This window comes from Gordonia sp. L191, assembly GCF_030077625.1.
GTDB lineage: Bacteria > Actinomycetota > Actinomycetes > Mycobacteriales > Mycobacteriaceae > Gordonia > Gordonia polyisoprenivorans_A.
Genome location: NZ_CP125996.1, coordinates 4,619,288 through 4,645,796 on the forward strand (window position 1 = coordinate 4,619,288; position 26,509 = coordinate 4,645,796).

Consider the following 26,509-nt stretch of genomic DNA (forward strand, 5'->3'; position numbering starts at 1 on the left):
ACCAGGATCGTGTTGCCGGAGAACGGCACGATCCCGAAGAGCGGGAACACCACGGCGAGCACTGCGACGTGCCAGATGAAGATGCCGTAGGACCAGCGGCCCAACGCCGCCATGACCGGTGAGATGAGGAATCGGAACCGCGCTCGCACCCGCGGCGAGTTCCCGAACGGCTTCTCGCATACCAGGGGTGCGAGCAGGGCGAATGCGCACAGCGCGCCGAGCGCCATCTTCACGGCGAACTGCCACGGCGCGAGGACGCCGAGCCCGGTGGGTCCGGCGATCGGCGTGCACGCCAGACCGTAGGAGACGACGAACAGTGCCAGCATCGGCCACCGACGGGCACCGATGCGCTCGATGACGCGGGTGATCCTCGACTGCTCACCGAAGTCGGCGGCGCCGGCCACCTCGGCGATGACCAAGCCCGCGACGAACCACGGCAGGTGACCGAACACCCAGTTCGTCGGCTCGGTTCCGTCGGGAAGCGGCAGCGCCCGGGCCACCCAGGCCCAGCCGAGGCTGATCACGCCGAGACCCAGCAGTGCGGGTACCCGGGCGCTCACCCGCGCTCCGCGCAACCACATCAACGCGGCTCCGAGGATCGGCAGCAGCAGGTAGAAGGCCACCTCGACCGACAGGCTCCACATCTGGGTCAGTCCGGCGGTCAGCGACAGCGGCACGAACACCTGGGTGAGCGTCAGATTGGCGAGCCAGACAGTGAGGTCGGCGCCGCGCGCCTCGGGCAGCAGCGTCAGTACCACGACGACGACCACCACGTATGCCGGCCAGATGCGTACCACCCGGTGCCGCAGATATCGCCGCACCGAGGGCGGGCGAGCCTGCCGATGCGCCGCGGCCACCCAGTTGCGCCACAGCAAAAACCCCGACAACGCGAAGAACAGGGCGACGGCCAGATCGAGCCGGCCCAGGATCGGGCCGATCACCGGCGTGCTCACCACACCGGTCTGGAAGGCGACGTGGGTGGTCAGGACGCCCAGCGCCGCCACCGCACGCATGCCCTCGAGTTGCGGGAAGAATCGCCGGTATTCGGGGGCGCCGGGAGCGCAGCGAGCGGGCCCGGTCGACGGGGCGCCGGGAGCGCAGCGAGCGGGCCCGGTCGACGGGGCGCGGGTGGTGCTTGTGGCATCGGGCGTGGGCTGGGTGGACATTCTGGAGAACACCGTAGCCGTCCTGAGGCGGGTGTGGTGACCGCGTACGCTCGCCGTTATGCCCGAGCCCGGCGCCGACGACCGCCCCCGCCCGAGCCGCTGGTCGACGCGCGACCTGCTCGGGCCGACCATCATCTTCTTCGGCGGATTCCTCCTGGCGGCCGCGCTGGCGCTGCCGACACTGCTGGTGGGCCAGCTCGAGCTCATTCCACTCTCAACCGACGTGACCACCGTCGCCACCAGCGTCCCGACCGGTGCCGAGGGCGAATCAGGGTCGCCCGCTCCGACTGCCACCATCCTGGATCGCTGCTCGCTGAACACCCCGACCGCACGTACGCTGCCGGCCACGCTGGTCCGGCAGCAACGCGTGGTCGCGGTCCGCCCGGCCGACAAACGGGTGATCACCCTGCAGGCGGGCACGTCGGTGCAGGGCGACCGCATCTGGCTCGACGGCCGCATCGCCGACGCCGACGCCGCCCGCCCCGGATCCGAGGTGCCACCCGCGTCGGGCGAGTCGGCGTGCACCGATCCGACGTTGTCGGCGTTCAAAGATCGCGTGACCCTCTCGCGCCGCTCCGCGACACCCGATCTTGGCGCCAACAGCAACGGGGCGCAGGGCAATTCGGAGATCCAGTACGACAGCAACGCGGTGCCGGTCGCGGCGCCGGACCGCACCGGCTACACCTACGTCCTACCGTTCGGGGTGAGCGTCGCCGAGCACACCTTCTTCGATCCGACGACCCGGCGGTCGGTGCCGCTGACACCCCAGGGCGACGCGCAGGTCGACGGCCGCAGCGCGCAACGCTTCGTCGCCGAGGTCCCCGACACCGACCTCGACGCCACCCGTTCCGGGGTGCCCGACGGCGCGCCGCCGACCCGGATCACGCGCCCGGCGTCGTGGTTCGGTGTCGGCGGCGATCCGGCGCGACAACTCACCGCGACCCTGCATCAGAGCTCCCGGTGGGAACTGTCGGTCGACACCTCGACCGGCACGATCCTCGACGAGCGGGTCACCATCGATCAGGCCTATCGTCTCCCCGACCCGGCGTTCGGCGACTTCCGCCTGACGAATCTGCAGGCGACCTTCGCCTACGACGACGCCACCCGGAGCCGGTTGTCCGATCTGGCCGGGAGTCTGTCGACGCCGCTGGTGATCTGGGGTCGGGTCGTACCGATCGCCGCCGCGGTCCTCGGCGTCGTCGCCGTGGTCGGCGGGCTGGTGCTGACGATCGGGTCGCGTCGGGCGGGCGAGTAACCCGCTAACCCGAAGCAGCCCAACGATCGTCACGCCGGCCGGCGCACCTCGTCCGCCTCGATGGGCGTGCGGCTCATCGCCCGCACGCAGTCGATGCCGGTCGCCACGGCGGCCGCGGTCACGGCCACGGCGGCCGTCACCGCGAGCGCAACGACGGAATCGACGACGCAGACGATCACGATCACCTCGATCCCGACGACCAGCCAGGTCACCGCGGAGGCGCGGGTGCGATCGGCCGCGATCGCCGACAACAGCAGAACCTGCAGCACGGCCATCGCCGAGCCGGTGTAGGCGAACAGCCACAGCAGTCCCACCAGCGGTCGGTAGGCGTCGCCGACGACGAGTGGCACCAACGGACCCAGAGCGGCGGCGGCCACCGTGAGGATCGCCCCGATCGACGCGACCACCGCCACCGCCTGACGCAGGGCGGTCCGCGAGCGCGCGGGATCGGCGAGCCGCGGATAGAAGACGACGCCGATGGCCTGTGGCAGCCAGAAGGCGGCCTTGGTCGCGACCGCGCCGAGGGCATACACCCCGGCGTCGTCGGGGTGCAGCACGGTTCCCGACAGCAGCAGGTCGATCGAGACCGCCACGATCAGCACCAGTTGCACCTGCGAGGCGCGCAGCACTCCCGCGGCACCCACCCCGGTGGTGGTGGTGTCCGGGTTGGCTCCGTTCACGCCGGGGGGTCGCCGGGTGCGGCCGGTATCGGCGCGGCGGACCACCCCGACCGCCGACCACACGACGGCAGCGGCGACGGCCGTGCCGAGGGTGCCGACGGCGAGCCCCCACGTCGGGCCGGCGCCGAGAGCGAAGGCCACCAGCATCGGCACCGACCGCGCGATGCCGACCGCCCCGAGTACCCACGCCAGCGCGCGGAACTCACCGAGCCCCTGAAGGACGCCCTGACCGGCGGCGATCACCACGAGCAGCGGCGCAGCCGCGAGGGCAGCAGCCGTGGCGGCCGCGCCGGTCCGGGCCACCGCGACGACCACCGGGACGGCAACGAGCGCGAGTACGACGACGGCCGCAACCGTCGTCGCCGTGACCCGGGCGAGCCCGGAACCGCGTCCGCGGACCACCTCGCGGGCGATCACCGACTGCAACGCCAACGCAGGGACACCGAGGACGAGCATCGCCGACAGCAGTCGCGCGAACTGCCCGTAATCGCCCGGCGCAAGCCACCGTCCGGCCCCGACATAGACGACATAGGCCGCGAGATTCGCCGTCATCGACCCGGCGGCCACCGATCCCAGCGCGCCCACCAGCCCGCGCATCCGGATCGCTGTCGCCATGCGCTCAAGTGTGCCGCACCGCGGCGTGCCGAGTGTTCGCGCTGTTGGGGACGTCGGGGCCGGCGGGCACCGCGGCGGGGTGTGAAACGATGGAACGGATTCATCGTCGATCACCACTCGAGAAGGCCAGGATGTACGACCAGCAGAACACCACCGTCGACCCCGACACGAGCGACATCGGCTCGCGGATCGACCCGGTACTCGCGCGCAGCTGGCTGCTCGTCAACGGTGCCCAGTACGAGCGGTTCGCCCCGGCCGCCCGTTCGCGCGCCGACATCGTCGTTCTCGACATCGAGGACGCCGTCGCACCCAAGGACAAGGTCGCCGCCCGCGAGAACGTGCTGCGGTGGCTGGCCACCGAGTCCGACGACCATCCGGGCGGACCGGGAGACTGGGTGCGGGTCAACGGTTTCGGCACTCCCTGGTGGGCCGACGACCTCGACGCGCTGGCCACGACGTCGGTCGGCGGGGTGATGCTGGCGATGGTGGAGTCGGTCGACCACGTCACCGAGACCGCGAAGCGTCTGCCCAACGTGCCGATCGTCGCACTGGTCGAGACCGCCCGCGGACTGGAGCGGATCAGCGAGATCGCCACGGCGAAAGGCACTTTCCGTCTCGCATTCGGCATCGGCGATTTTCGGCGGGACACCGGCTTCGGTGACAACCCGGCCACCTTGGCCTATGCCCGGTCGCGGTTCACCATCGCCGCCAAGGCCGCCCACCTGCCCAGCGCCATCGACGGCCCAACGGTGGGGTCGGGGGCGCTGAAGTTGTCGGAGGCGACCGCGGTGAGCGTGGAGTTCGGCATGACCGGCAAGATCTGTCTGACCCCCGACCAGTGCGCCCCGGTCAACGAGGGGCTGTCGCCGTCGCCTGACGACATCAGTTGGGCGCGTGAGTTCTTCGCCGATTTCGAGCGAGACGGCGGCGAGATCCGCAACGGATCGGATCTGCCGCGCATCGCCCGCGCCACCAAGATCCTCGACCTGGCGCGCGCCTACGCCGTCACCGAGTCCGACTACGACGTCGATCCCGGACACGCGTCGGCCCCCTCCGACACCTACCACTACTGATCCGCGGGCGAGGGAAGACGTTGCGCCCGTGACCAACCCGCGGCTGCTACCGATCCTCTACGGGGTCGGCGCGGTGCTGTCGGCGGTGATCGTCGGACCACTGTTCGGCGGCGGGTACCTGCTATACCGGGATGCGGTGTCGACGCCGCGGTCCTTCGTCACCGATGCCGCGCTCGGGATCGGTCCGCTCGCACCTCGTGCGGTTCCCCAGGATTGGTTCGTGGCGGTGGCCGGGTCGGTCGTCGGCGGCGGCGTGGTGGTTCTGGTGGCCCTCGCTGCCGCGGTGCTGTTCGCGGCGGTGGGGTTCGGGCGCTTGGCCTTTCGGCTGGTCCCCGGGGCCGGACGCTCCGGAGCGGTGGCCGCGGCCGTGGTCACGGTGTGGAACCCCTTTGTCGCCGAACGCCTGCTGCAGGGAAACTGGAGTCTGCTCGTCGGATACGCCGCGCTCGGGTGGATCGTCGTGGCCGTCGCCGATGTCGCCGAGGGGCGCGCACGTGGGCGGTGGGTCGGGTGGGCGCAGGTGGGTGGGTTGCTCGCGGTGGCCGGGTTGACGCCGACGGGGTCGGTGATGGCGGCAGTGATCGCCGGGGTGACCGCGGTGTCCTGTACCGGTATCCGACGGTGGCGCATGTTTGCCGGACTCGGTGCGCTCTGGGTGTGTTCGGCGTTGCCGTGGTTGATGTCCGCGGTGATCGGTAGTGGATCGATCGCCTCCGACGGACCGGCCGGCGTACGCGCGTTCTCGCTGCGGTCCGAGCCGCTGCTGGGTCCGCTCGGCACCGCACTGGGTTTGGGTGGCATCTGGAACTCCGACGCCGTGCCGACGAGCCGCACGATCTGGTGGGCCGCGATCGCCACCGCGTGCTTGCTCGTGGTGATCGTCGCCGGATCGGTGTGGTTGTGGCGCAGCCGTTCCGCGTCGCCGGCTCCGGGTCTGTTGCGTGGTGTGGCAGCGTTGGCGGCGGTCGTCGTGCTGCTGGTGGCGGTGACCGCGGCGGGCCCGGGGCAGGCGGCACTGGGGGCTGTCGTCGACGCTGTTCCCGGTGCCGGCTTGGTGCGCGATACCCAGAAGTTCTTGGCCCTGGTGATGCCGTTCGTGGCACTGGCTTCGGCGGCCGCGGTGGTGGCGCTGCGGCGTTATGTGCCTGCGGGTTTCGCGCTCGCGGCCATTGCTCTGCTGGTGATCGCCCCGTTGCCGGATCTGGCGTGGGGGGTCGGCGGCCGGATCACTCCGGCGCACTACCCCGACGACTGGACGAAGGCTGCCGCCATGGTGCCCGCCGACCGCGGTGCGGTGGCGTTGTGGCCGCCCGGCACGGTGCGCCAATACTCCTTCGCCGAGGGACCGTCGCTGGACCCGACGACCCGGATGGTGCGTGCGCCGGTCATCGAATCGGGCGAGCTACGGGTCGACGGCGTCGTCGTCGATCACGCCGATCACACTGCAGCGCAGGTGAATCGTGTTCTGCGCAGCGGAGCGAACCCGCGTGCGCTGTCCGACCTCGGCGTCGGCTGGGTGCTCGTCGAGCGCGGTCCCCAGACCTCCGTTCCAGCGGAGCTCGCCGATCTGACACCGGTGGTTTCGGGACCCGATCTGATGCTGTTCGATCTCGGCGGGGCGGTGACGCCGCGGGCGTCGTCAATGTCGCGGGGCTGGGCGTGGGCAGGACACGTCATCTGGGCGCTGCTGATGGTCGTCGGCGCTCTCGCCGCGGTCATCGAGAGGTTGGTGAATGTCGTTCAGCGACAGGCGTCGCGCAGGACGCGGAGCATCTCGTCGCACGTCGTCGACCACGAGTAGCGCTGGGACTTGCGCTGCGCCGCGCGGCCGAGCCGGCGCGCCTCGTCCGGGTTGTCGACGAGTTTACGGGTGGCGCTGAGGAACTCGTCCATCCCGTCGACCAGCAGACCGGTCCGCCCGTCGTCGATCGATTCGGCCAGCCCGGCCGAACTCCGATACCCGATCGTGGGCACGCCGTGTTGAGCAGCTTCCATCACGGCGAGCCCCCACCCCTCCTTGCGCGACGGCATGAGGTGAACACGTGCCTGCGCGAGGATCTCATGCTTTCGCACCTCGTCCACGTGACCGTGAAACGTGACCGCCCCGCTCACCCCGAGAGTATCTGCGGTGCTGCGCAATTCGCCGGACCACCAGCCGTCGCCGATGACGTCGAGCTCGGCGTCGACTCCGGCCCGGCGGAGATCGGCCAGCACGGTCAGCGCGTGCTCGACCTGCTTGTGCGGAACCAGCCGGGACAACACACACAGGCGCGGCGTCGATGTGGTTGTGCTCGGCGATTTCACGTCGGCGGGCACGGGATCGAGGCCGTTACGGATCACGTCGATGCGGGCGTCGTGGACGCCGAGACCCACGAGCTCGCTACGCGACGGCCCGGACACCGTCACGTAGCGGCTGCACCGGTGTACCCACGGCGACAGAGTGGACTCGATGAACCAGCCGAGTCGCCCGAGCGCCCGACCGGCGACCGGCCACTGTTCGCGGTGGCAGTGGTGGACCAGCACGACCGTCGGTGCGATGCGGGTCAGAGCAGCGAAGAAGGGCACGCCGTTCTGGGTGTCGATGACCACATCGGGCATACGGCCGGCGAGGGGCCCGCGACCCATGCGGGCGGCCAGCAGGAGACCGAGTGCTCGGGGATACACCGAGATCCGGCCGCCGGCCCGGACGAATCGGATTCCGTCGCGACGCTCGTCGTCGGGAGCACCGGGGTACGCCGCGGTCAAATACGTCACCTCGACACCTCGTCGCGCCAGCTCGGCACCCACCCGTTCGAGATAGGTCTCGCTGCCACCGCCTTGCGGGTGGCCGGTATCTCGCCAGCAGAGGAGCAGCACGTGGGTGGGAGGTGTCATCGCCTCACCAGGGTACCGACCGCGGGGGCGGCGTAGCGGCAGCGTCCGGCCCGTGCCGCAGCGGTAGCATCCCGCCTGTGCCCGCACCGACCGAGAAGATGCGCCGACTCGCGACATTCCGCCGCGCAGCCGGCCTGCTGTCGGACTTCCGGTACGAACAGACCGATCCCGCACGCTTCTATGGCGCACTCGCCCGTGACACCGCGGCCATGGTCGGCGCGTTCGCCGACCTCGACGATTCGGTCATCCTCGACGTCGGCGGCGGCCCGGGCTACTTCGCCGACGCATTCGGTGCGTGTGGCGCCCACTACCTGGCGGTCGAACCCGATCCGACGGAGATGCATGCGGGCGGTCTCGAACATCGCGGCACCGTGCGCGCCTCCGGCCAGGCACTCCCCTTTGCCGACGACTCGATGGACGTGACATTGTCGTCGAACGTCGTCGAGCACACCTCACGACCGTGGCAGATGTGCGACGAGATGATCCGCGTGACCCGCCCCGGCGGACTCGTCATCGTCAGCTACACCTTGTGGTGGGGCCCCTTCGGCGGTCACGAGATGGGCCTGACCCACTACGCGGGCGGCCACAGGGCCGCTCGCTGGTACACCCGACGGCACGGACATCCGCCCAAGAACCTCTACGGCACTTCCCTTTTCGCGGTCACCGCGACGGCTGGCCTACGTTGGGCCCGCAGCCGATCCGACGACACCACGCTGATCGCCGCCTTCCCCCGCTACCTTCCGGCACCGTCCTGGTGGGTACTGCGCGTCCCGATACTCCGCGAGTTCCTGGCCACCAATCTCGTCGTGGTACTGCGCAAGAACTAGCACGACTCGACTCCCCGATGGTCGAGGCCTTCCCCGATGGTCGGCGCCCGCTGGGGAGCCCCCCGGGACAGTCGAGCAACCCGCCCTACCCGACCGTCGCCCCCGACGGCCGAGCAACCCTCTATCCCGATGGCCGAGAACCTTTCCCCCGATGGCCGTAACCCTTTCCCTCGATGATCGAGAACCCTTTCCCTCGATGGTCGAGAACCCTTCCCCGATGGTCGTAACCCTTTCCCTCGATGGTCGAGGTGCGAGCCGCGTGCGGCGAGCCTCGAGACCCGGCGAGACAACAAGCCCCCCAACCACATCCAAAGCTTGGCAAACAAAACCCGGACTCCCTACCACACCCCACCGACAAAGAATGAGCGCCGAAACACGTTGTCCACAAGCAGAATTCACCAAACTTCCCCTTGCATCGAACACCCTGGCGAGGTAGACTCGACCCACACACCGATCAGCCACCGGGGAGGGGCCCATGATCGAATCCACTACCATTCTTGACGCGGAAACCGTTGACGCCGAAGCAGTTTTCACCGCCATCGTCACCCAACTCAGCGACCTGCAATGGAATCCGGACATGACCGGACCCCAAGCCTTCGGCGCCATGAAACAAGTCCTGCTGTTGCGGAACCTGGTCGATCACCACGCCACCACCCTCACCGGCGAACTGGACCGGTTAGGGGTCGCCGACCACAAAACCACCCGACTTCGGGAGTTGTTGATCAGCATGGGTTTCGCACCCGCCGTAGCGGGTCGATATGTGCGGATGGCCGGCACCACCGATATCGATCTGTTGTTGACACATGCCGCTGACGGATCCATCTCCTCCGAACACACCGACGCCATCGTCCGCGGACTGGGCCACATCGACACCCGCTCCCCCGAACCCCTCAACACCGTCCACCGGTGTGAATACCTGCAGAAACTGCTGTCACACTACTTCGCTGGCTTCACCCCCGCCGAGATCATTCTCTACGCCCGGCAGTTGGGGAACGAGTTGGCGGCCGAAACCCCGGGCGGGCTACCGGCCGCCGAGGACAAGAGAATCAACTCCTACACCGACCGCATCACCGACGACGGACGGTTGGAGATCTCGGCGAACCTCGACATCATCGCCGGCGAGAAGACCCGCACCCTGATGGAAACCTTGTCGGCTCCCAAACCTCAACCCGACGGGTCGCCCGACCCCCGCACCCCGGAACAAATCTGTGCCGCCGCGTTCGAAACGATCGTCGAACTCGCGGCACAAGGATTGGCCGACACCACCTTCTCCGCCAAACCCACCAACGGCCTGTTGTGGACCTGGTCGGCCGACAACCCCGCACTCGGCGGGGACCTGCAGAACATGGGAGCCATCACCGAAGCCACCGCGAAAATGCTGTCGTGCGACACCACGATCACCAAGATCATCCTCAACCCCAATGGGGTACCGCTCAGTGTTGGTCAAGAGAAACGCTTCTTCACCCCCGGACAACGCAAAGCCTTACTCGTCCGGGATCGTGGATGCATCAAATGCGGAACACACGCCGGCCGCTGCCAAGCACACCACGTGCACCACTGGGCCGACGGCGGTCCCACCGACCTCGACAACGGCTGCCTCCTCTGCACCAGCTGCCACGACGATGTGCACCACCACGGCTGGGACATCATCATGGGATTCGACCGCCACCCCTGGCTGATCCCACCCGCCAGCATCGACCCGAAACGCCGACCCGTGCCGTCGTATCACCGTAGAACCATGCGACTCGACGACGCAGCAGCCTGACCTACCCTGCCCCACTACCTGATTCCCTGCACCCCGGCATCGCCGGGACCGCATCTGTTGTTTGAGAACTCCATAGAGAAATCCCCACCCGATGGTCGAGGTGTGGTGCCGCCTGTGGCCCGGAATCCCGTCAGCACAAGAGGTCTCGAGGCTCGTCGCTGGCGCTCCTCGGCACCTCGACCATCGGGATGGGACGGCCATCGGGCACGAAACCCGGGGTGGGAACGCCCCCCGCTGGTCGAGGTGCGAGCCGCGTGCGGCGAGCCTCGAGACCGACTGAGCCAGAGCTGGAACCGGACCACCGCGGACCGGAAACCTTTCGACACAACAGGTCTCGAGGCTCGTCGCTAGCGCTCCTCGGCACCTCGACCACCGGGATGGGCGTCTCCCCCCGCTGGTCGAGGTGCGAGCCGCATGCGGCGAGCCTCGAGACCTGCTGTGCCAGAGCCGGAACCGGACCACCGTGGCCCGGACACCCATCGGCGCAGCAGGTCGAGGGATGGTCAGTTCGGCAGATCCGCCACGCAGCGGAGGAGGCCACCGTTGCTCGTGGTTGAGGTCAGCTGTTCGCGACCGTGCATGATGGTGCAGGTCACCGGACCACGAACGACGATTGCGGTGAGTTCGGCCGAGCCGCCGGTGACCGTCGTCGTCATCGACCATGGCGCGGCGGTCACCGGATCGATGACGAACTCCGAACCCTTGCGGTAGCGCACTCCGGCAACGTCACCGCTGCCGGTCAATTGGTAGACGACAGCTCCCGCGGGGACCCGCGAGGTGGTCGTCTCCTCGGTTGTCGTCTCGGTGGTGGTCGTGGTTGTGGGTGTAGTGGTCGACGACGTCGCCGACACCGAACTCGTCGTCGGCGACGCCGTGGAATCACCGCCGCCGCTACTCCGAACGACGAGCACTGCGACGACCACGATCAACACCAGGGCCGCGATGACCGCCAGCACCAGGATCAGGGTTCGCCGACCCCCGCCACCGCCTCCGGACGGCGGCTCACCGTACGGTCCGGTGGGCGGCGGCCCGCCCGGCACCTGACCATAACCCTGCTGGTCATATCCGGTCTGGTCGTATCCAGTCTGGGGATAACCCGCGTCGGGGTACTCCGCCGGATTCTGATCAGGGTCGAACGCACGCGTGTGCGGCGGCGGACGATTCGGGTCCCACGGATCTTCCGGTGGCTGAGTCATGCGCCGATTGTGCCAAACCGCGGCCACCAACCCCGACAACCCGGAGAACTCATCCCTCGGCGATCGCCTCGAGCGGTTTCGTCCGCGCCGCCCGCACCGCAGGCCACAACGCGGCCAACACGCCGACCACGGCCGAGGCGAGCAGCGTCCACCCCATCAAGCTCCACGGCAGCACCGGATCACCGAGCCCCCACCGGGCGAGTGTGCGCACCAGAGCCCATCCGATCACCGAGCCCAGAACGACGCCGAGGACAGCCCCGTAGATCGCGATCAGCACCGACTCCAGATAGATCGTCCGTCTGATCTGGCTGCGCAGGGTTCCGATCGCGCGCAACATGCCGATCTCGCGTTTACGTTCCACCACCGACAGCGCGAGGGTGTTGATGATGCCAAGGACCGCGATGAGCAGGGCGAGCCCGAGCATGGCGTACAACGTCGCGAGCATCTGATCGATCTGCTCGGAGATGCTGCTCTTGTATTGCTCGCGTGTTTCCACCTGCACCGTCAGATATCCCGACGTCGCGTTCTCGAGATCGGTACGCAGCGTGTCGAGGTTGGTGCCGGGAGCGGCCTTGACGAACAGCCCGAACGTGATCCGGCTCGTTTCCGGCATGACCTTCTCATACACCTGCGAGCCGACCATCCACGGCTGCAGCGCCTCGTTGTCCTGGTACACGCCGGCGATCGTGACCGGCACCTGCGACCCGTCGGCCGAGGTGAAGGTCAGGGTCTGCCCACGTTTCCAGCCACGCTCGTTGGCGGTGCGTTCACTGATGAACATCCCGTCGGCCGGCAGCTTGTCGGACGCGCCGTCGAGCATGTTCAATACCGACACACCATTGAGATCACCACCGAGAGCGGCGAACCCGGTGCGCGGCTGACCGTCGATACGCGCCGACACGATGCCGAACGACACGGCGTCGGAGATGCCCGGCACCTTGGTGACCGCCCCGGCCACCGACTCGGGCACCGGCGAATTGTTGGTGCCCGCAACGATGTAGTCGGCCCGGATACCCGCGTCGACGGCCTGATCGACGGTTCCCTTGAACGAGGCGCCGAGGGTGCCGATCACGGCGACCAGCATCAGACCGAGGGTCAGCGCGAACGCGGTCGCCGCGCTGCGTCGTGGATTGCGCACCGCGTTGGTCCGGGCCAGCCGTCCGACCGTGCCGAACGGCGCACCGATCACCCGGCCGAGACCACCCACGATGGGTTTGGACAGTGCCGGTCCGGCCAACACCGATGCAACGATCGCCGCACCAGCGCCGATACCGACCACCACCGCGCGCAATAGGCCTGCGCCCATCGCGCCCCACGCGATCGTGCCGATGGCGATCAGCAAGAAGACGACGCCGACCAGCGTCCGATTGCGGAGCGGCGCAGCACCTTCGGTGACCCCGGCACGCATCGCCTCCACCGGGGACACCCGTGCGGCACGGACCGCGGGCACCCACGCGCTGACCATCGTGACGACGATCCCGACGAACAGCGCGGCGAGCACCGCCCACAGACCGACCTGCAGGGAACCACTCGGCAGACCCGACGCGGAGCCGACCACCGCCTTCAACACCGCGGCCAATCCGATGCCGACACCGAGCCCGACGAGCCCGCCGATGACGCCGACGACGAACGCCTCGAAGAGCACCGAACGCGACACCTGACGCCGGCTGGCACCGATGGCGCGCAGCAGGGCCAGTTCACGATTGCGTTGCGCGACGATCATCGAGAAGGTGTTGTAGATGATGAAGGTACCGACGATGAGCCCGATTGCCGCGAATGCCAACAGGATTCCGGTGAAAATGGTCAGGAACTGGTTGACCTGGGCCTTCTCGTCCGCGCGCACCTGGTCGCCGGTACGCACCTTGTACTCGTCGGTGTCGACGAGCGCCGACACCCGCTTGGCGAGTTCGTCGGCGGATACCCCGGACACCGCGGACATGTCGACCACCGCGACATGCGAACCGTCGGAAAAGATGTCAGACGCGGTTTGCTGGTCGAACTGGACGTTGACGTACCCGCCGGTCGAGGTGGGCAGGTCGACGAGGCCGACGACGGTCACCTCCAACGGCTGCGTACTACCTTGTCCGATCACGAGTTTCGTCTTCGATCCGACCTTCAGGCCACCCTTGTCGGCGGCCGAGGAGTTGAGCACGATCTCGTTCTGCCCATTGGGCGCCCGGCCACCGGGCAGCAGTCTCTCCGAGGAGATCGCCTGATCCGGCGGAATGTAGGCGGTGGCGACACTCGGGGCACCACCGGTCTGCAGCGCCTTGCCGTCGGCGCCGGCGATCGTCACCGGCCCCTGCTGATTGGTGACGATCTTGTCGATCCCCAACTCCTGCTTACGATCCCGGAGCTGGTCGACGACGCTGTCAGGCACACCGTCGGAGGTCGATCGTTGCGGCGTGATCTCGACGGCCACACCTTGTGCCGCGCCTTCGAAGATCGAGTTGAACGCGTGGGAGATGGTGGAGGTGAACACGATCGACCCGGCAACGAACGAGGTACCCAGGACGATCGAGAAGACGGTCAGGAACAATCGGAGCTTGTGCGCACGCAGGTTTCGTAGGGAGACCTTGCGCATCACCGATGATGCGGCCATTGGTCAGCGAGCCTCGTGGCGCCCGCGGGGCGTTCCGTCGGTCGGGTTGACCGGGGCGGTGGCCTGCCCGGCAGCAGGCGCACCGGAATCCGTGGTGCCGGTGAGCCCGTCGACCGGTGTCGCGTCCCCCGGCTTGCCATCCCCCGGTTTGTCATCGAGGTGGCGCATGACCTCGAACACGTCGTCGGCGGTCGGGCGGGTCAGCTCCCGCACGATGTTGCCGTCGGCGAGGAAGACCACACGGTCGGCGTAGGACGCGGCGCGAGGATCGTGGGTGACGATGACGACGGTCTGCCCGAACTCGTCGGTGGCCGCGCGCAGGATCGCGAGAACCTCTCCGGAGGAGCGGGAATCGAGGTTGCCGGTCGGCTCGTCACCAAAGATGATGTCGGGCTTGCCGACCAGTGCGCGTGCACACGCGACGCGCTGCTGCTGGCCGCCCGACAGTTCAGTCGGTAGGTGGCCGAGCCGATCCCCGATGCCGAGGCGGCCGATGACGGTGTCGAACCACTCCTTGTCCACCGGTCGGCCGGCGATGTCGAGCGGCAGGGTGATGTTCTCGGCCGCGGTCAGGGTGGGCACCAGATTGAACGACTGGAACACGAAGCCGATGCGGTCGCGGCGGAGTTTGGTCATCTCCTTGTCGGAGAGCCCGGTGAGGGCGACGTCACCGATGTAGGCGCGACCCCCGGTGGCGTCGTCGAGACCGGCGAGGCAGTGCATCAGCGTCGACTTCCCCGACCCCGACGGTCCCATGATCGCGGTGAACTGTCCGGCGGCGAACTCGATGGTCACGCCACGCAGAGCGTGAACGGCGGTGTCACCTGTTCCGTAGACCTTGGTCAGACCCTCGGATCCGGCCGCGGCGGCGGTGCCGCGCGGCTGCGTCATCTCTGCGTGCGCTGATGTCATGGCCACCACGGTGCCAGGTCGGCGCCGGAATGGCCATCGGGGTTGTCCCTGAACTCACCCCGGTCGCGGGCGTGGCCCGTGTCCGGGTGTGGGTCAGCGACGTGGGAAGCGCACCTCGATCGCGTGCACGCGGGTCGGTCCGGCGAACATGTTGTTGGTGACGACGTAGAGCATCCGGGCCCGATAGTTCTGCCCGCGGACGTCGGGAAGCCAATTGCCCCATGCCATTCCGGACATGTTGCCGGTCACCAGATTCGGCAGCGGGTTGGCCGAGAAGATCTCGGTCTTGGGCATCGCCTTCTCGGAGCCGGAGAGCTTGGCCTTGCCGGTCACCGCGTCGGCGCCGCGGGTGGTGGCCCAGTAGATGCTCGTCACACGTCCGCGACCGCGTTCGAGGACCAGGTAGTCGGTGCTGTTGACGGCGATGACATCGGCGGCGACCTTGTCGGGGTCGGTGCGGTAGACGTACTCGCTCTGTCCGCGACCCGATCCGAAGGTCAGCAGCCGCGCCGCGTTACCCGGGTCCTGGCGCAGCCCGCCGGCGGTGATCACACTGATCTGTCCCCGCGGCCCGACGGCCACCCCGGTGAGTCCCTTCTGGCCGTTGACACCTGCGGTCCGCGTCGGGCGCCACGCAGCGGGCAGCGGGAGATCTCGGACGAACGTACCGAACGGGCCGATCTGACGGACGAACTGATGCGCCCCGCCGCTCACGACGACGTAGCCACCACCGACCGACCGGATGCCCTCGAACTGCGCATCACCGGGCAGCAGCGGCAGATTCAGCGGGCTGAGCACGGTGCCACCGCCGGTGAAGCGCGGGATGCCGAGCTGGCCGACCGACGGGTAGTAGTCGATGTGAGTGGTGTAGAAGCGGGCGGGACCGGCGCGACCGACATCGGTCGAGATCATCGCGTAGTCGCCGTTGGCGGTCTGGTCGATACCCGAAATAGCCCCGAAAGACGGTATGCCGGGCACGATCTCGGTGTCGACATATCGCGAGGTGGCCATGGATTGGCCGGGAACCGGCGAACCGGGCACCGCCGTCGCCACGCCGGATCCGATGGTCAGCGAGACGGCGAGCGCCGAAACGAACGCTGCCCCCCATGAGCGAAGTCTCATAGGGGGCAACGATACCTCAGGAGTCCCGTGTCATCTCAACGGATGATCGAGGCTTTCAGGCGAGGCGCTGTTTGAGCTGGTCGAGCTCGTCGGACAGGCTCGTCGGCAGCTTCTCACCGACGAAGTCGAACAGCTCCTCGATGAGCGGCAACTCGCGGCGCCATTCCTCGGGGTCGAAATCGAGTGCGGCAGCGAGATCTTCGGCGGGCAGATCGAGGCCGGCGACGTCGATTTCGTCGGGCTTGGCGACGATGCCGATCGGGGTGTTGACGCCCTCGTTCTCACCTTCGATGCGCCCGATGATCCACTTGAGCACGCGGCTGTTCTCGCCGAAGCCCGGCCACAGGAAGCGACCGTCGTCACCACGACGGAACCAGTTGACGTAGAAGACCTTCGGGAGCTTCGACGCATCGGCGTTCTTGCCGAGGTTGATCCAGTGCGCGAAGTAGTCACCCACGTGGTAACCCATGAACGGGAGCATTGCCATCGGGTCGCGGCGGACGGTGCCGACCTTGCCCTCGGCGGCGGCGGTCTGCTCGGAACCGACGGTGGCGCCCATGAACACGCCGTTCTGCCAGTCGCGGGCCTCGGTCACCAGCGGCACCGTGGTCTTGCGACGACCGCCGAACAGGATCGCCGAGATCGGCACACCCTGCGGATCGTCCCACTCCTGCGCCAACGACGGGCACTGGGAAATCGGGGTGCAGTATCGCGAATTCGGGTGTGCGGCCTTGTGATCGGACGCGGGCGTCCACTCGTTGCCGAGCCAGTCGGTCAGGTGCGCGGGGGTCTCGCCGCCGATACCCTCCCACCAGATGTCACCGTCGTCGGTCAGGGCGACGTTGGTGTAGAGCGTGTTACCGGCCTCGATCGTCTTCATCGCGTTCGGGTTGGAGTCCTCGCTCGTGCCGGGGGCGACACCGAAGAACCCGAATTCGGGATTGATCGCGTAGAGACGGCCGTCGTCACCGAAGCGCATCCATGCGATGTCGTCGCCGACGGTCTCGGCCTTCCATCCGGGGATGGTGGGCTGGATCATCGCGAGGTTGGTCTTGCCGCACGCGCTCGGGAAGGCCGCGGCGACGAAATACACCTTGTTCTCCGGGCTGGTCAGCTTCAAGATCAGCATGTGCTCGGCCATCCAGCCCTCGTCGCGGGCGATGACCGACGCGATCCGCAGCGCGTAGCACTTCTTGCCCAGCAACGCGTTACCGCCGTAACCCGAACCGTAGGACCAGATCTCACGATCCTCGGGGAAGTGGGTGATGTACTTCTCGGGGTTGCACGGCCAGGGCACGTCGGCCTGACCGGGCTCGAGCGGGGCACCCACCGAGTGCAGACCCTTGACGAAGAAGCCGTCGTCGCCCAGCGCCTCGAGAACCTTCGGGCCGACGCGGGTCATGATGCGCATCGACAGCACGACGTACTCGGAGTCGGTCAGCTCGACACCGAGCTTCGGGTCGTCGGAGCCGAGGGGCCCCATGCAGAAGGGGATCACGAACATGGTGCGGCCGCGCATGCTGCCCCGGTACAGCTCGGTCATCGTTGCGCGCATCTCGTCGGGATCGACCCAGTTGTTCGTGGGGCCCGCCTCTTCGGCAGTCTTGGCGCAGATGAAGGTCCGCGACTCGACGCGCGCGACGTCGGCGGGGTCCGACTTGGCGAGATACGAGTTGGGCTTGCGCTCCTCGTTGAGTTTGACCAGCGTCCCGGCCTCGACCAGATCTGCGGTCAGCCGCTCCCACTCCTCGTCGCTGCCGTCGGACCACACCACCCGGTCGGGCTGGGTCAACTCGGCGACTTCGGCGACCCATGCCAGCAAACCCGCATGTGCGGTCGGGGCGCTGTCGGGATCCAATCCGGGAATGGTTGCTGAGGTCATATCTCCTCCTCGGAGTTGGCCACCATCGATGGTGACCGGGGTACGGCGGCTTATCCCCAGGATACGGTCACCGAACGTCCGCTAGGTGGCGGGGTTAACAGATGCGGTATATGCCACATTTCCATAGGTCCACTTACGACAGCCGGCAATCCCCGAAACTCCGTGACCTGCGATATCACCCCCGAATGACGGTTTGAGATCCTCGCGAAAGTCCGATTCACTCCTTATCGCGCGAGCCCCGCAGGCCCTTGCGCGACCCGTCGGCGGGCTCGTTGCGCGCGCCCGGGTGTCAGTCGAGCCTGCCCGAATCGGTCGGCACCCAGGTGCGTCCGTCGGCGGCCAGACGGTGCGCCTCGTAGTCGCCGTCGGAGCCGATTCGGGTGACGGTGTCGACGCGCCCGTCGTGATCGCGGTCGGTGTAGACGGTCATGCCGTCGGGGCCGGTCCGGGTCAACGAGTCGGCGACACCGTCGGCGTCGGTGTCGACGTCGGCGGGACCGAGATCCCACACCCGACCGTCCTCATACATCCACAGGTGGTCGTCGGCACCTGCGGCGGACTCCTCACCGGGTAGCGGGGTGTCGGGGAGTCCGGCGAGGTGGGCCGCGTCCTCGATCTCCGCGTCGCCATGCCACAGCCCGGCGGCCGCGTCGTCGTCCGGGTCCCCGCCCTCGCCCAGTACGAACGGTTCCATCAGTGCTCACTCCTCATGACCGGCTCACTCCTCATGACCGCGGGTGCGGTGGTCGTCTCGGTCCGTGTTGGCGTTCGCGTCGCCTCGGCCAGCCGTGACGCCACCGCGCGCCGCAGCTCGGTCAACCGAACCGACTCCGAGGTGGCCCCGGCCGGTTGCGCGGCACGCAGCCGGCGCAGGGTCGCGTCGATCTCGGCGACGTCGGCGGCGACGTGGCGGACCCGGCGTTCATGATGCCGGGTGATCTGCCCGGCCAGACGTGACTCGGCCTCGGTGCTCCGTGAGGCGATGCGCTGTTCGAGCCGGCCGCGAGCCTCGGTGAGCACCTCTGCCGAGAAGGACCGCAGATCGGTGCGCCGCGCGGCCGCGCGGCGGATCCGGATCACCCAGAACGCCACGGCCACGCCGATCACCAGGGTCAACGGCATCGAGATCCATTGCAGCGTGTGCACCGACGCCATCGGCGAGACGATGAGGCGTCCGACGCCGACCCCGGTGGACGCACCGATGAGCACCATCAATGCATCCTCGGCGCCTCGACGACCGGCCGGCGGGGCACGACGGACCGCCGCTGCCGCCTGCCCCGCCGGACCGGGACCGCGCCCCTGCTCGTCGCCGTCGACCCCGAGCAGTGCCGTCGCCCCGACGGCCTCGAGCCGGTCGTCGAGGGCGGTATCGACTCGGTGGTTGATCTGTGCGATCTCGGTGTCCAACCAGGTCAGGTGGGTCGCCAGCTCGTCGGGTGTGGCATGCGCACAACGCCGGTTCGCCGCGGCGAGCAGCGCCCGGAATCCGGTCTGTGCGTCGGCGACGGTGGCCGTGCGAACGCCGGCGACCCCGGCGCGTACCGCGGCGAGACGGTCGGTCCGTCCGCGGTCACGGGTGGCCACCAGGGTGCGGCGGCGACGCATCAGTTCCTCCGGGTCGGTGTGCGCGGTGTCGGTCGCGGCGAGATGGTCGTCGCGGATACACCGGTCCAGTGCCGCCACACATGCCGCGAGCCGGGCCTGCTCGACGCGCTGCTCGATCGGGCGCGTCAGACCCTCCTGCATCCAGGCCACCAGGTCGGCGAACCCGGACTCGTCGACCGCGCCGGCCAGCGCAGCCGCCGCTGACACCGCGAACACCGGGAGCTCCTCGGCGGGATCGAGAACGGCGCGGTGCGCGCGCAGTCGTCGCGGCCACTCCCAGAATGCGTCGATTCCGGTACACACGAGGGCCACCGTGCCCACCTCTGTCCGCAACCTCATGAACAGTTCGACCTCGTCGGCGTCGAGATCCGACGACGGGTTCAGCACCATCAGGCCCGCGCCGAACCCGCCGGTCACCGGACCGGAACCGGCCACCGACATCGGCAGATCGGGGGCGACCTCACCGCAGGCGGCCAGCAGATCCTCGACGTCCGTATCCACCGCGCCGGCCACCACAATCGACGCCCCGGGCTCGGGCATGCTCGTCACATCGAAGCCGGTCGCCTGCCACACCTGGTGGTAGATCTCATCAGTACCGGTCCCACCTGTACCGTCGCCACCCGTACCGACACCATCCGGGCTGATCTGCGCCGCGGTCACGTTCACCGCACCACCTCCGGCACGCGCAGCAACTGCTCGATCCCCTCGCGCGCGACCCCTGCGACGGCCAGACCCTCCAGGCGGTCGCGGATCGCGCTCTCCCGACGTGCCCGGACCTCGCCGACACACGCGGCGACCATCGGGACGAGCGCCTCCATGCCGCTGAGCCGGTGCAGCGTCGCGTTGAGACCGGCGGCGTCGACCACCGCGCCGGCACCCATCAGGTCCAGAGCGGTCTCGATACCGAACCGGTCCAGGCGCCGCAGCAAGCCGCGTCGCAGCGTGCGTTCGCGCCCGCCGGGATCGCCGACGAGGAAGTGCCCGGCCATCGACGGCATCTGCTCGTCGCGGGCGACGAGGTCGGCGAGGAAGGTCCACTCCGCCTCGGTGACATCAGCACAGGCGAGAAGGGCCGAGACCGCCGTGACCGGTCGGCCCAGCACCCGGGCGGCATCGGCCGCTGCGTGCGCGGCGTCGCGCGGATCGGGATGGGTGTCGGCCTTGCCGAGGACGACGATCGTGCGATCGACGGGCAACGAGGCAAGGATCTCGTGGTCGGCGCGGCGTACCGCGGCCACGATCACGTGCACCCGGAGATCGGCGCCGTCGATCGCGTCGGGGTCCTCGCCCGGTCCGAGCGCGCCGACCCGCAAGCGTTCGCGCACCGCCCGCGTCATGGTGTCGCGCCCGGTGCCCGGACGGCCGGTGACCGCGATCGTCAGGGCACGCCGGTGATGGCTCGCCGACGCCGACACCTCGGCGCGCACCGTGGCGGGCAGGACGTCACACACCGCCGACGGAGCGCCGTCGAGCACACGCGCCAGCTCACCACGTCGGTCGGTCATTCACCTCTCCCCCACATCTCCCCTGGTCTGGCAGCCTAACCCGGACAAGCCCGACCTGCGTCACAGAAATACACAGGCCCAGGGTGTCGAGGATGACCTCGTCACGGCGATAGGACACGATGGACCGGTGAACACTGACCGACCGGTGCCCCCTGCCGCCGACGCCACCGCGCGTGAGCAGGGCGATTCCGTCCGGAACCAGCCCGCCGGTGAGTACGCCGATCGGTCCCGGCTGTACCCGCGGGTGACGAGCTTCCGGTTCCGCCGCGGCACCCTGACGCCCAACCAGCAGCGCAATTGGGAGACCCTGTGGCCCCGCCTCGGCCGAGATCTGGCGACCGGAGCCGATCAGACGCCGGAGCCGCCGATGGACATGGCCGCCGCGTTCGGCCGGGACGCGCCGCGGATCCTCGAGGTCGGCAGCGGCACCGGGATCTCGACCGCGGCGATGGCGCAGGCCGAACCCGACGTCGACGTCGTCGCCGTCGAGGTCTACAAACCGGGACTCGCCCAGCTACTTGGCCTGATCGACCGGGGCGGCCTCACCAACGTCCGGATGATCCGCGGTGACGCACTGGTGGTGCTGCGGGAACTGATCGGGCCGCGCAGTCTCACCGGTATCCGGGTCTTCTTTCCCGACCCGTGGCCCAAGTCCCGCCACCACAAACGCCGCTTCATCCAGCGCGGCACCGTCGAATTGATGGCCGATCGGCTCGTCGACGGCGGCATTCTGCACATCGCCACCGACCACGCCGACTACGCCGAGTGGATCGCCGAGATCCTGGCCACCCAGGACCCGGCCGCGCCGCACGTCGTGCCGGCGACCCGCCCGACGCCCATCTCACTGAGCCGGCCGACGACGAAATTCGAGGGACGCGCCGAACGCGAGGGACGCGACGTCAACGAGTTCGTCTACGTCAAGCTGCCGCAGGACCCACCCACCAGGGCCGAGGAGAATCGATGAACGACGCCGCACCGACCCCGCCCGGCGGTCGATTCGCCGACACGATCGCCGGCCAGAGCGGCGCCCCGCGCATGCTGCTGGTCTGGGACGCACCGAACATGGACATGGGGCTCGGCGCGATTCTCGGCGGCCGGCCGACCGCGGCACACCGCCCGCGCTTCGACGCCCTCGGACGGTGGATGCTGACCCGGACAGCCGATCTGTCCGGTCGGCGCGCGGTCGGCGACGTGGACCTCGACACAGCCGCCGACGGCTCGGCGACCGGGCGTCCGGTGGAACCCGAGGCGACCGTGTTCACCAACATCGTGCCTGGTAGCGCCGATGTCGTGCGGCCGTGGGTGGAGGCCTTGCGCAACGTCGGGTACGCCGTGTTCGCCAAGCCCAAGGTGTCCGAGGACAGCGACGTCGACTCCGACATGCTCGACCACATCGAGTTGCGCAGGCACACTGTGGGGTTAGCCGGACTGATCGTGGCGTCTGCCGACGGGCAGGCGTTCCGGGAACCACTGTTGGAGATCGTCGCCGACGGTGTCCCGGTCACCGTGATCGGTTTCCGCGAACACGCCAGCTGGGCGTTGACGACCGACGAACTCGAGTTCGTCGATCTCGAAGACATCCCCGGCGTGTTCCGCGAACCGCTACCGCGTATCGGCCTGGACTCGCTGCCCGACGAGGGTGCGTGGCTGGCGCCGTTCCGGCCGCTGTCGGCGCTTCTCCGGTGAGCCGGCCGGCATAACCGCAGGAACGAGGCGTCGGGGGCCTCACGGGCAGTACCTCAGGGAGAGCTCAGGAGGCGCTGCGACAATTCTTCCCCGGACTTTCAGAAAGGACTCGGCGTGTTCGGAGCCATCGGCACATTCGTCTATCGGATGCGCTTCGCCGTCATCGCCGTCCTGGTGGTGTTGATGGGCGGACTGGGGCTCTACGGCCTCGGACTCAGCAAACATCTCAGCCAGAGCGGCTGGTTCGATCCGACGTCGCAGTCGTCGAAGGGTTCGGTCGTCGCCGACACCGCCCTCGGCCGCGATCACCGCTCCGACGTCATCCTGCTGATCACCGCCCCGCCCGGCACCAAGGTGACCGACCCGCAGATCAGCACGAAGGTCGAGAAGTTCGTCGACGACATGCTGACCAAGTACCCGACGATCGTGCAGCGCGCCTACAACGGCGACACCTCCACACCGCAGGGCGAGCAGTCGGCGCTAAGCAACAACCAGCAGGTCATCGACCCGTTCTTCACGCCGACCGACGCCGCGGGCAAGGCTGCGCAGGACATCGTCAGATCCCGCACGATCACCCCTGATCAGCAGCGGGCGTTCATCAGCATCGGTGTCGCCGGCAACGACGACACCACGGTGCTCAACAACTTCAAGGCGATCGAGCCGTTCTTCGACGACATCGCGCAGCGCTACGACCTGCCGGCGGGCACCACGTTCCAGCTCGCCGGTCTGCAGCCGGTCGCGGGCGCGATGGCGCGCGGGATGGACGCCGACATCCATCGCGCCGAGATCATCGCCCTGCCGCTGGTCGCGTTGATGCTGTTCTTCATCTTCGGCGGTGTCATCGCCGCCTGTCTGCCGGTCTTCATCGGTGGCCTGACGATCGCGGGCTCGCTGGGCATCATGAATGCGATCGCCCAGATCACCGAGCTGAACATCTTCGCCCAATCGGTGGTCACCCTGATCGGTCTGGGTATCGCCATCGACTACGGCCTGTTCATCGTCAGCCGGTTCCGAGAAGAGCTCGCCGAGGGGTATTCAACGAAGGCCGCGGTACGAAGAACCGTGATGACCGCCGGGCAGACGGTGGTGTTCTCGGCGACGATCATCGTCGCGGCGATCGCGTGTCTGCTGATCATGCCGCAGGGATTCCTCAAGTCGGTGGCCTACGGCGCGATCGCATCGGTGTCGCTGGCGGCGATCCTCTCGATCACCGTGCTGCCCGCGCTCCTGGCCATCCTCGGGCCGCGCGTCGATGCGTTCTCGCTGCGCTGGATGCTCTCCTACACCCTGTTCCCGATCGTCCGGAAATTCTCCCCGTCCGGTGCCGATCGGCTCGACCACCGCGTCGCCGACCTCACCGGCCGCACCAAGTCGCGCGAAGAGATCGAGAACGGATTCTGGGGTCGGCTCTCGGGCTGGGTGATGAAGCATCCGGTGGCCACCGCGGTGCCCACCGTGCTGTTGCTGCTGGTGCTGACGATCCCGTTCGGCGGCATCAAGTTCGGTGGTATCAGCGAGCAGTATCTGCCGCCGGACAATCCGAGCCGGGTCGCACAGGAAGCCTTCGACAAGTACTTCCCGACCGAACGCACCGAGGACATCAAGCTCGTCATCATGTACGACGAGAACAACTCGTCGGCGGGTAATGCGATCTCGCAGATCGCCGACGAGGCGAACAAGATCCCCGGCTTCACCAAGAAATTCAGCTCCTCCGCCGATGACGGCGCCCTGACCGGCAGCTACGGCTCGTCGGGGCTGCAGGTGCTGCAGATGTCGGCGGGTCTGGTGAATCGCGACACCGCGGGTGAGGCCATCAAGGACCTGCGCAAGATCGATGTGCCCAGCGGTATGCGCATGTGGGTGGCCGGCACACCGGCACTCACCCAGGACTCCATTGATGCTCTGCTGCAACGACTTCCGTTGATGGCACTGATGCTCGTGCTGATCACCGGGCTGTTGATGTTCTTGGCGTTCGGGTCGGTGGTGTTGCCGATCAAGGCGGCGTTGATGTCGGTGTTGGGTCTCGGCGCCACGCTGGGCATCCTGACGTGGATCTTCGTCGACGGCCATGGCGCAGGCATCGCCAACTTCACACCCGGCCCGCTGTTTGCCGCGGTGCTGGTTCTGATCATCGCCATCGTGTTCGGTCTGTCCACGGACTACGAGATATTCCTGTTGTCCCGCATGGTCGAAGCCAGACAACGCGGGGCGTCGACGACCGAGGCGATCCGCGTCGGCACCGCGCTGACCGGTCGCATCATCACCGCGGCCGCCGCCATTCTCGTGGTGGTGACCGGCGCGTTCGGCCTGTCCGAGATCGTGATGATGAAGTACATCGCGTACGGCATGATCGCCGCACTCATCTTGGACGCCACCGTCATTCGCATGCTGTTGGTGCCGTCGGTGATGAAGCTGCTCGGCGACGACTGCTGGTGGGCACCGCGGTGGATGCGCACGCTGCAGCGAAAGATCGGTCTGGGCGAGATCATTCTCGACGAGGAGCCCGACGACAAGCGTCCCGACGCCGTCGCGCCGCGCGCGATCAGTGCGGGCACCCTGGTCTCGGAGGTTCCGACGTCGGTGATGGCCGCGGCGCCGCCGGCCGCGGGTACGCGACGCCGCGCCGGTCGGGCCACGCCGCAAACGGTGGAGCCGGGTGGGACTCGTAGGCCTGCCGCAGCCGGGTCGGGCGCACCCATCTCGGCACCGAACCGCGCACGGCCGCAACGGGTTCCCACGCAGAAGGTTCCGGCGCAGAAGGTTCCGGCACAGAAGGTTCCAGCGCAGCAGGGTCCCGTCCAGCAGGGTCCGGTACCGTCGGCGAGCGCACGACGCGGTCCGTCCGCGCCTCCGTCGGGTGACATGCCCGCGCCGCGCGTCGCGAACGGCCCCCGTCCGGGTGCACCTCGTCCCGTGGCCTCGACACCGGCAGACGCTCCGCCGCCGGCACCGCCGCGGCGTTACTCGCCGAACACTCCCGACCGTCCCGATACCGGTGGTTGGAGCCTCGGCGAGGGCGGCATCCGTCTCAGTGCGGCCGGTCCGGCCGCCGGGGCAGCGGAATCGTCCGGTGCACCGAGTAGTTCGGGTACACCGAGCAGTTCGGGTGCACCGAGTAGTTCGGGTGCATCACGGCCGCAACCGCCGAGCGCGCCGCGCCCGCGGACGGCACCGCAGACGTCAGGCAGACCCCAGCCGGGCACTCAATCCCAGCCGGGTCACCGTCGGGGTCCCGACCTGACCCGCCGCCCGCCGACACCGCAGTCGGGATCCGCACCGTCGGGACCAGCACAGTCGGCACCGGCGCCCGGCAGCGCGAGCGGACCACAACCGGGACCGGTATCACCGCTGTCGCGTCGGCCCGAGCTCGACCAGACCGGTCAGCGCCCGCTGGCGGCATCGTTGAGCCCGGAGGAACGTGCTCGACGCAGCCGCCCGACACCCCCCGAATCGCGCCCCGGCCGCCCCTCCCCCATGGATCGTGGTCTGTCGCAGGGGTCCTCGCGGCTGGTGCCGCCACGCTCCATAGCCGACCCGACGACCACCGCCGACGTCCCCGACCCGGCCGCGGGTCGTACCGGGCCCGATCGTGCGGGTTCGCCGTCGGCCGACGACCCGCGAGCCACCTCACCGGGCCGTGACCGGACGACGTCGGATCGTCACGCCCGCGACGCCGACGACGACGACCGGATCAGCGTGCACGAGTTGCTGCGTCGCAGCCGCAGCGGCCAGACGGGCGACTGA

18 protein-coding genes and 1 pseudogene are annotated in these 26,509 nt (G+C 68.5%); 8 read left to right on the top strand and 11 right to left on the bottom strand.

Annotated elements, in window-relative coordinates:
- Positions 1 to 14: 14 nt before the first annotated feature.
- Positions 15 to 1,301, bottom strand: a pseudogene (locus tag QNM97_RS20885) (acyltransferase family protein); the annotation flags it as partial.
- Here QNM97_RS20885 and pgfA point away from each other — a divergent pair.
- Positions 1,225 to 2,421, top strand: coding sequence for a cell envelope lipid trafficking protein PgfA (pgfA, locus tag QNM97_RS20890; protein WP_283820146.1), 1,197 nt, complete (start codon positions 1,225 to 1,227; stop codon positions 2,419 to 2,421). The pseudogene QNM97_RS20885 and the gene pgfA sit on opposite strands and share 77 nt — an antisense overlap.
- Before the next feature lie 29 nt (positions 2,422 to 2,450).
- Here pgfA and QNM97_RS20895 read toward each other — a convergent pair whose 3' ends face one another.
- Entirely contained in the window at positions 2,451 to 3,716 is a 1,266-nt protein-coding gene (locus tag QNM97_RS20895) for a polysaccharide biosynthesis protein (protein ID WP_283820147.1), read from the bottom strand.
- Between the two features lie 131 nt (positions 3,717 to 3,847).
- Here QNM97_RS20895 and QNM97_RS20900 point away from each other — a divergent pair, with 131 nt between their 5' ends.
- Positions 3,848 to 4,789 carry an HpcH/HpaI aldolase/citrate lyase family protein gene (locus QNM97_RS20900; RefSeq protein ID WP_079931378.1) on the top strand — a complete coding sequence of 314 codons (942 nt, stop codon included), beginning with the start codon at positions 3,848 to 3,850 and terminating at the stop codon, positions 4,787 to 4,789.
- 28 nt (positions 4,790 to 4,817) lie between these two features.
- Entirely contained in the window at positions 4,818 to 6,590 is a 1,773-nt protein-coding gene (locus tag QNM97_RS20905) for an MmpA family trehalose lipid delivery protein (protein WP_283820148.1), read from the top strand.
- Here QNM97_RS20905 and QNM97_RS20910 read toward each other — a convergent pair.
- Positions 6,530 to 7,663, bottom strand: a complete 1,134-nt coding sequence (locus QNM97_RS20910) for a glycosyltransferase family 4 protein (protein ID WP_283820149.1) — start codon at positions 7,661 to 7,663, stop codon at positions 6,530 to 6,532. The two genes, QNM97_RS20905 and QNM97_RS20910, sit on opposite strands and share 61 nt — an antisense overlap.
- Before the next feature lie 98 nt (positions 7,664 to 7,761).
- Here QNM97_RS20910 and QNM97_RS20915 point away from each other — a divergent pair, with 98 nt between their 5' ends.
- Complete coding sequence (locus tag QNM97_RS20915; protein WP_283823271.1) at positions 7,762 to 8,490, top strand: class I SAM-dependent methyltransferase; 729 nt, start codon at positions 7,762 to 7,764, stop codon at positions 8,488 to 8,490.
- 475 nt (positions 8,491 to 8,965) lie between these two features.
- Positions 8,966 to 10,255, top strand: a complete 1,290-nt coding sequence (locus QNM97_RS20920) for an HNH endonuclease (RefSeq protein ID WP_283820150.1) — start codon at positions 8,966 to 8,968, stop codon at positions 10,253 to 10,255.
- A 503-nt stretch (positions 10,256 to 10,758) separates the two neighbouring features.
- Here QNM97_RS20920 and QNM97_RS20925 read toward each other — a convergent pair.
- The 8 genes from QNM97_RS20925 to QNM97_RS20960 all read right to left on the bottom strand — a co-directional run bounded on the left by QNM97_RS20925 (position 10,759) and on the right by QNM97_RS20960 (position 21,079).
- The gene (locus QNM97_RS20925) at positions 10,759 to 11,451 is read right to left on the bottom strand and encodes a hypothetical protein (protein WP_283820151.1); all 693 of its coding nucleotides are present in this window, start codon (positions 11,449 to 11,451) and stop codon (positions 10,759 to 10,761) included.
- Positions 11,452 to 11,500: 49 nt separating this feature from the next.
- Entirely contained in the window at positions 11,501 to 14,053 is a 2,553-nt protein-coding gene (locus QNM97_RS20930) for an ABC transporter permease (RefSeq protein WP_283820152.1), read from the bottom strand.
- A gap of 3 nt (positions 14,054 to 14,056) precedes the next feature.
- On the bottom strand, positions 14,057 to 14,965 hold the full coding sequence (locus QNM97_RS20935) for an ABC transporter ATP-binding protein (RefSeq protein WP_502874945.1): 909 nt from the start codon (positions 14,963 to 14,965) through the stop codon (positions 14,057 to 14,059).
- A gap of 93 nt (positions 14,966 to 15,058) precedes the next feature.
- Positions 15,059 to 16,087: an esterase-like activity of phytase family protein gene (locus tag QNM97_RS20940; protein WP_283820153.1), complete on the bottom strand. Its 1,029-nt coding sequence runs from the start codon at positions 16,085 to 16,087 to the stop codon at positions 15,059 to 15,061.
- Positions 16,088 to 16,142: 55 nt separating this feature from the next.
- The gene (locus QNM97_RS20945; RefSeq protein WP_283820154.1) at positions 16,143 to 17,969 is read right to left on the bottom strand and encodes a phosphoenolpyruvate carboxykinase (GTP); all 1,827 of its coding nucleotides are present in this window, start codon (positions 17,967 to 17,969) and stop codon (positions 16,143 to 16,145) included.
- Between the two features lie 289 nt (positions 17,970 to 18,258).
- Positions 18,259 to 18,663 carry a DUF6802 family protein gene (locus QNM97_RS20950; protein WP_208793891.1) on the bottom strand — a complete coding sequence of 135 codons (405 nt, stop codon included), beginning with the start codon at positions 18,661 to 18,663 and terminating at the stop codon, positions 18,259 to 18,261.
- Entirely contained in the window at positions 18,663 to 20,240 is a 1,578-nt protein-coding gene (locus QNM97_RS20955) for a hypothetical protein (RefSeq protein ID WP_283820156.1), read from the bottom strand. Before QNM97_RS20955 ends, QNM97_RS20950 begins: the two co-directional genes overlap by 1 nt.
- Positions 20,237 to 21,079 carry a hypothetical protein gene (locus QNM97_RS20960; protein ID WP_283820157.1) on the bottom strand — a complete coding sequence of 281 codons (843 nt, stop codon included), beginning with the start codon at positions 21,077 to 21,079 and terminating at the stop codon, positions 20,237 to 20,239. The genes QNM97_RS20955 and QNM97_RS20960 overlap by 4 nt, the downstream gene beginning before the upstream one ends.
- Positions 21,080 to 21,224: 145 nt before the next feature.
- Here QNM97_RS20960 and trmB point away from each other — a divergent pair, with 145 nt between their 5' ends.
- From trmB to QNM97_RS20975, 3 genes are all read left to right on the top strand, one after another.
- Positions 21,225 to 22,043, top strand: coding sequence for a tRNA (guanosine(46)-N7)-methyltransferase TrmB (gene trmB / locus QNM97_RS20965; protein WP_502875065.1), 819 nt, complete (start codon positions 21,225 to 21,227; stop codon positions 22,041 to 22,043).
- Positions 22,040 to 22,765: an NYN domain-containing protein gene (locus QNM97_RS20970; RefSeq protein ID WP_283820159.1), complete on the top strand. Its 726-nt coding sequence runs from the start codon at positions 22,040 to 22,042 to the stop codon at positions 22,763 to 22,765. Before trmB ends, QNM97_RS20970 begins: the two co-directional genes overlap by 4 nt.
- A 114-nt stretch (positions 22,766 to 22,879) precedes the next feature.
- On the top strand, positions 22,880 to 26,509 hold the full coding sequence (locus QNM97_RS20975; protein ID WP_283820160.1) for an MMPL family transporter: 3,630 nt from the start codon (positions 22,880 to 22,882) through the stop codon (positions 26,507 to 26,509).

Coding starts and splice junctions, on each gene's coding strand:
- pgfA (WP_283820146.1), top strand. CDS start 1,225: ATGCCCGAGCCCGGCGCCGACGACCGCCCCCGCCCGAGCCGCTGGTCG.
- QNM97_RS20895 (WP_283820147.1), bottom strand. CDS start 3,716: ATGGCGACAGCGATCCGGATGCGCGGGCTGGTGGGCGCGCTGGGATCG.
- QNM97_RS20900 (WP_079931378.1), top strand. CDS start 3,848: ATGTACGACCAGCAGAACACCACCGTCGACCCCGACACGAGCGACATC.
- QNM97_RS20910 (WP_283820149.1), bottom strand. CDS start 7,663: ATGACACCTCCCACCCACGTGCTGCTCCTCTGCTGGCGAGATACCGGC.
- QNM97_RS20915 (WP_283823271.1), top strand. CDS start 7,762: ATGCGCCGACTCGCGACATTCCGCCGCGCAGCCGGCCTGCTGTCGGAC.
- QNM97_RS20920 (WP_283820150.1), top strand. CDS start 8,966: ATGATCGAATCCACTACCATTCTTGACGCGGAAACCGTTGACGCCGAA.
- QNM97_RS20925 (WP_283820151.1), bottom strand. CDS start 11,451: ATGACTCAGCCACCGGAAGATCCGTGGGACCCGAATCGTCCGCCGCCG.
- QNM97_RS20930 (WP_283820152.1), bottom strand. CDS start 14,053: ATGGCCGCATCATCGGTGATGCGCAAGGTCTCCCTACGAAACCTGCGT.
- QNM97_RS20935 (WP_502874945.1), bottom strand. CDS start 14,965: ATGACATCAGCGCACGCAGAGATGACGCAGCCGCGCGGCACCGCCGCC.
- QNM97_RS20940 (WP_283820153.1), bottom strand. CDS start 16,087: ATGAGACTTCGCTCATGGGGGGCAGCGTTCGTTTCGGCGCTCGCCGTC.
- QNM97_RS20945 (WP_283820154.1), bottom strand. CDS start 17,969: ATGACCTCAGCAACCATTCCCGGATTGGATCCCGACAGCGCCCCGACC.
- QNM97_RS20950 (WP_208793891.1), bottom strand. CDS start 18,663: ATGGAACCGTTCGTACTGGGCGAGGGCGGGGACCCGGACGACGACGCG.
- QNM97_RS20960 (WP_283820157.1), bottom strand. CDS start 21,079: ATGACCGACCGACGTGGTGAGCTGGCGCGTGTGCTCGACGGCGCTCCG.
- QNM97_RS20970 (WP_283820159.1), top strand. CDS start 22,040: ATGAACGACGCCGCACCGACCCCGCCCGGCGGTCGATTCGCCGACACG.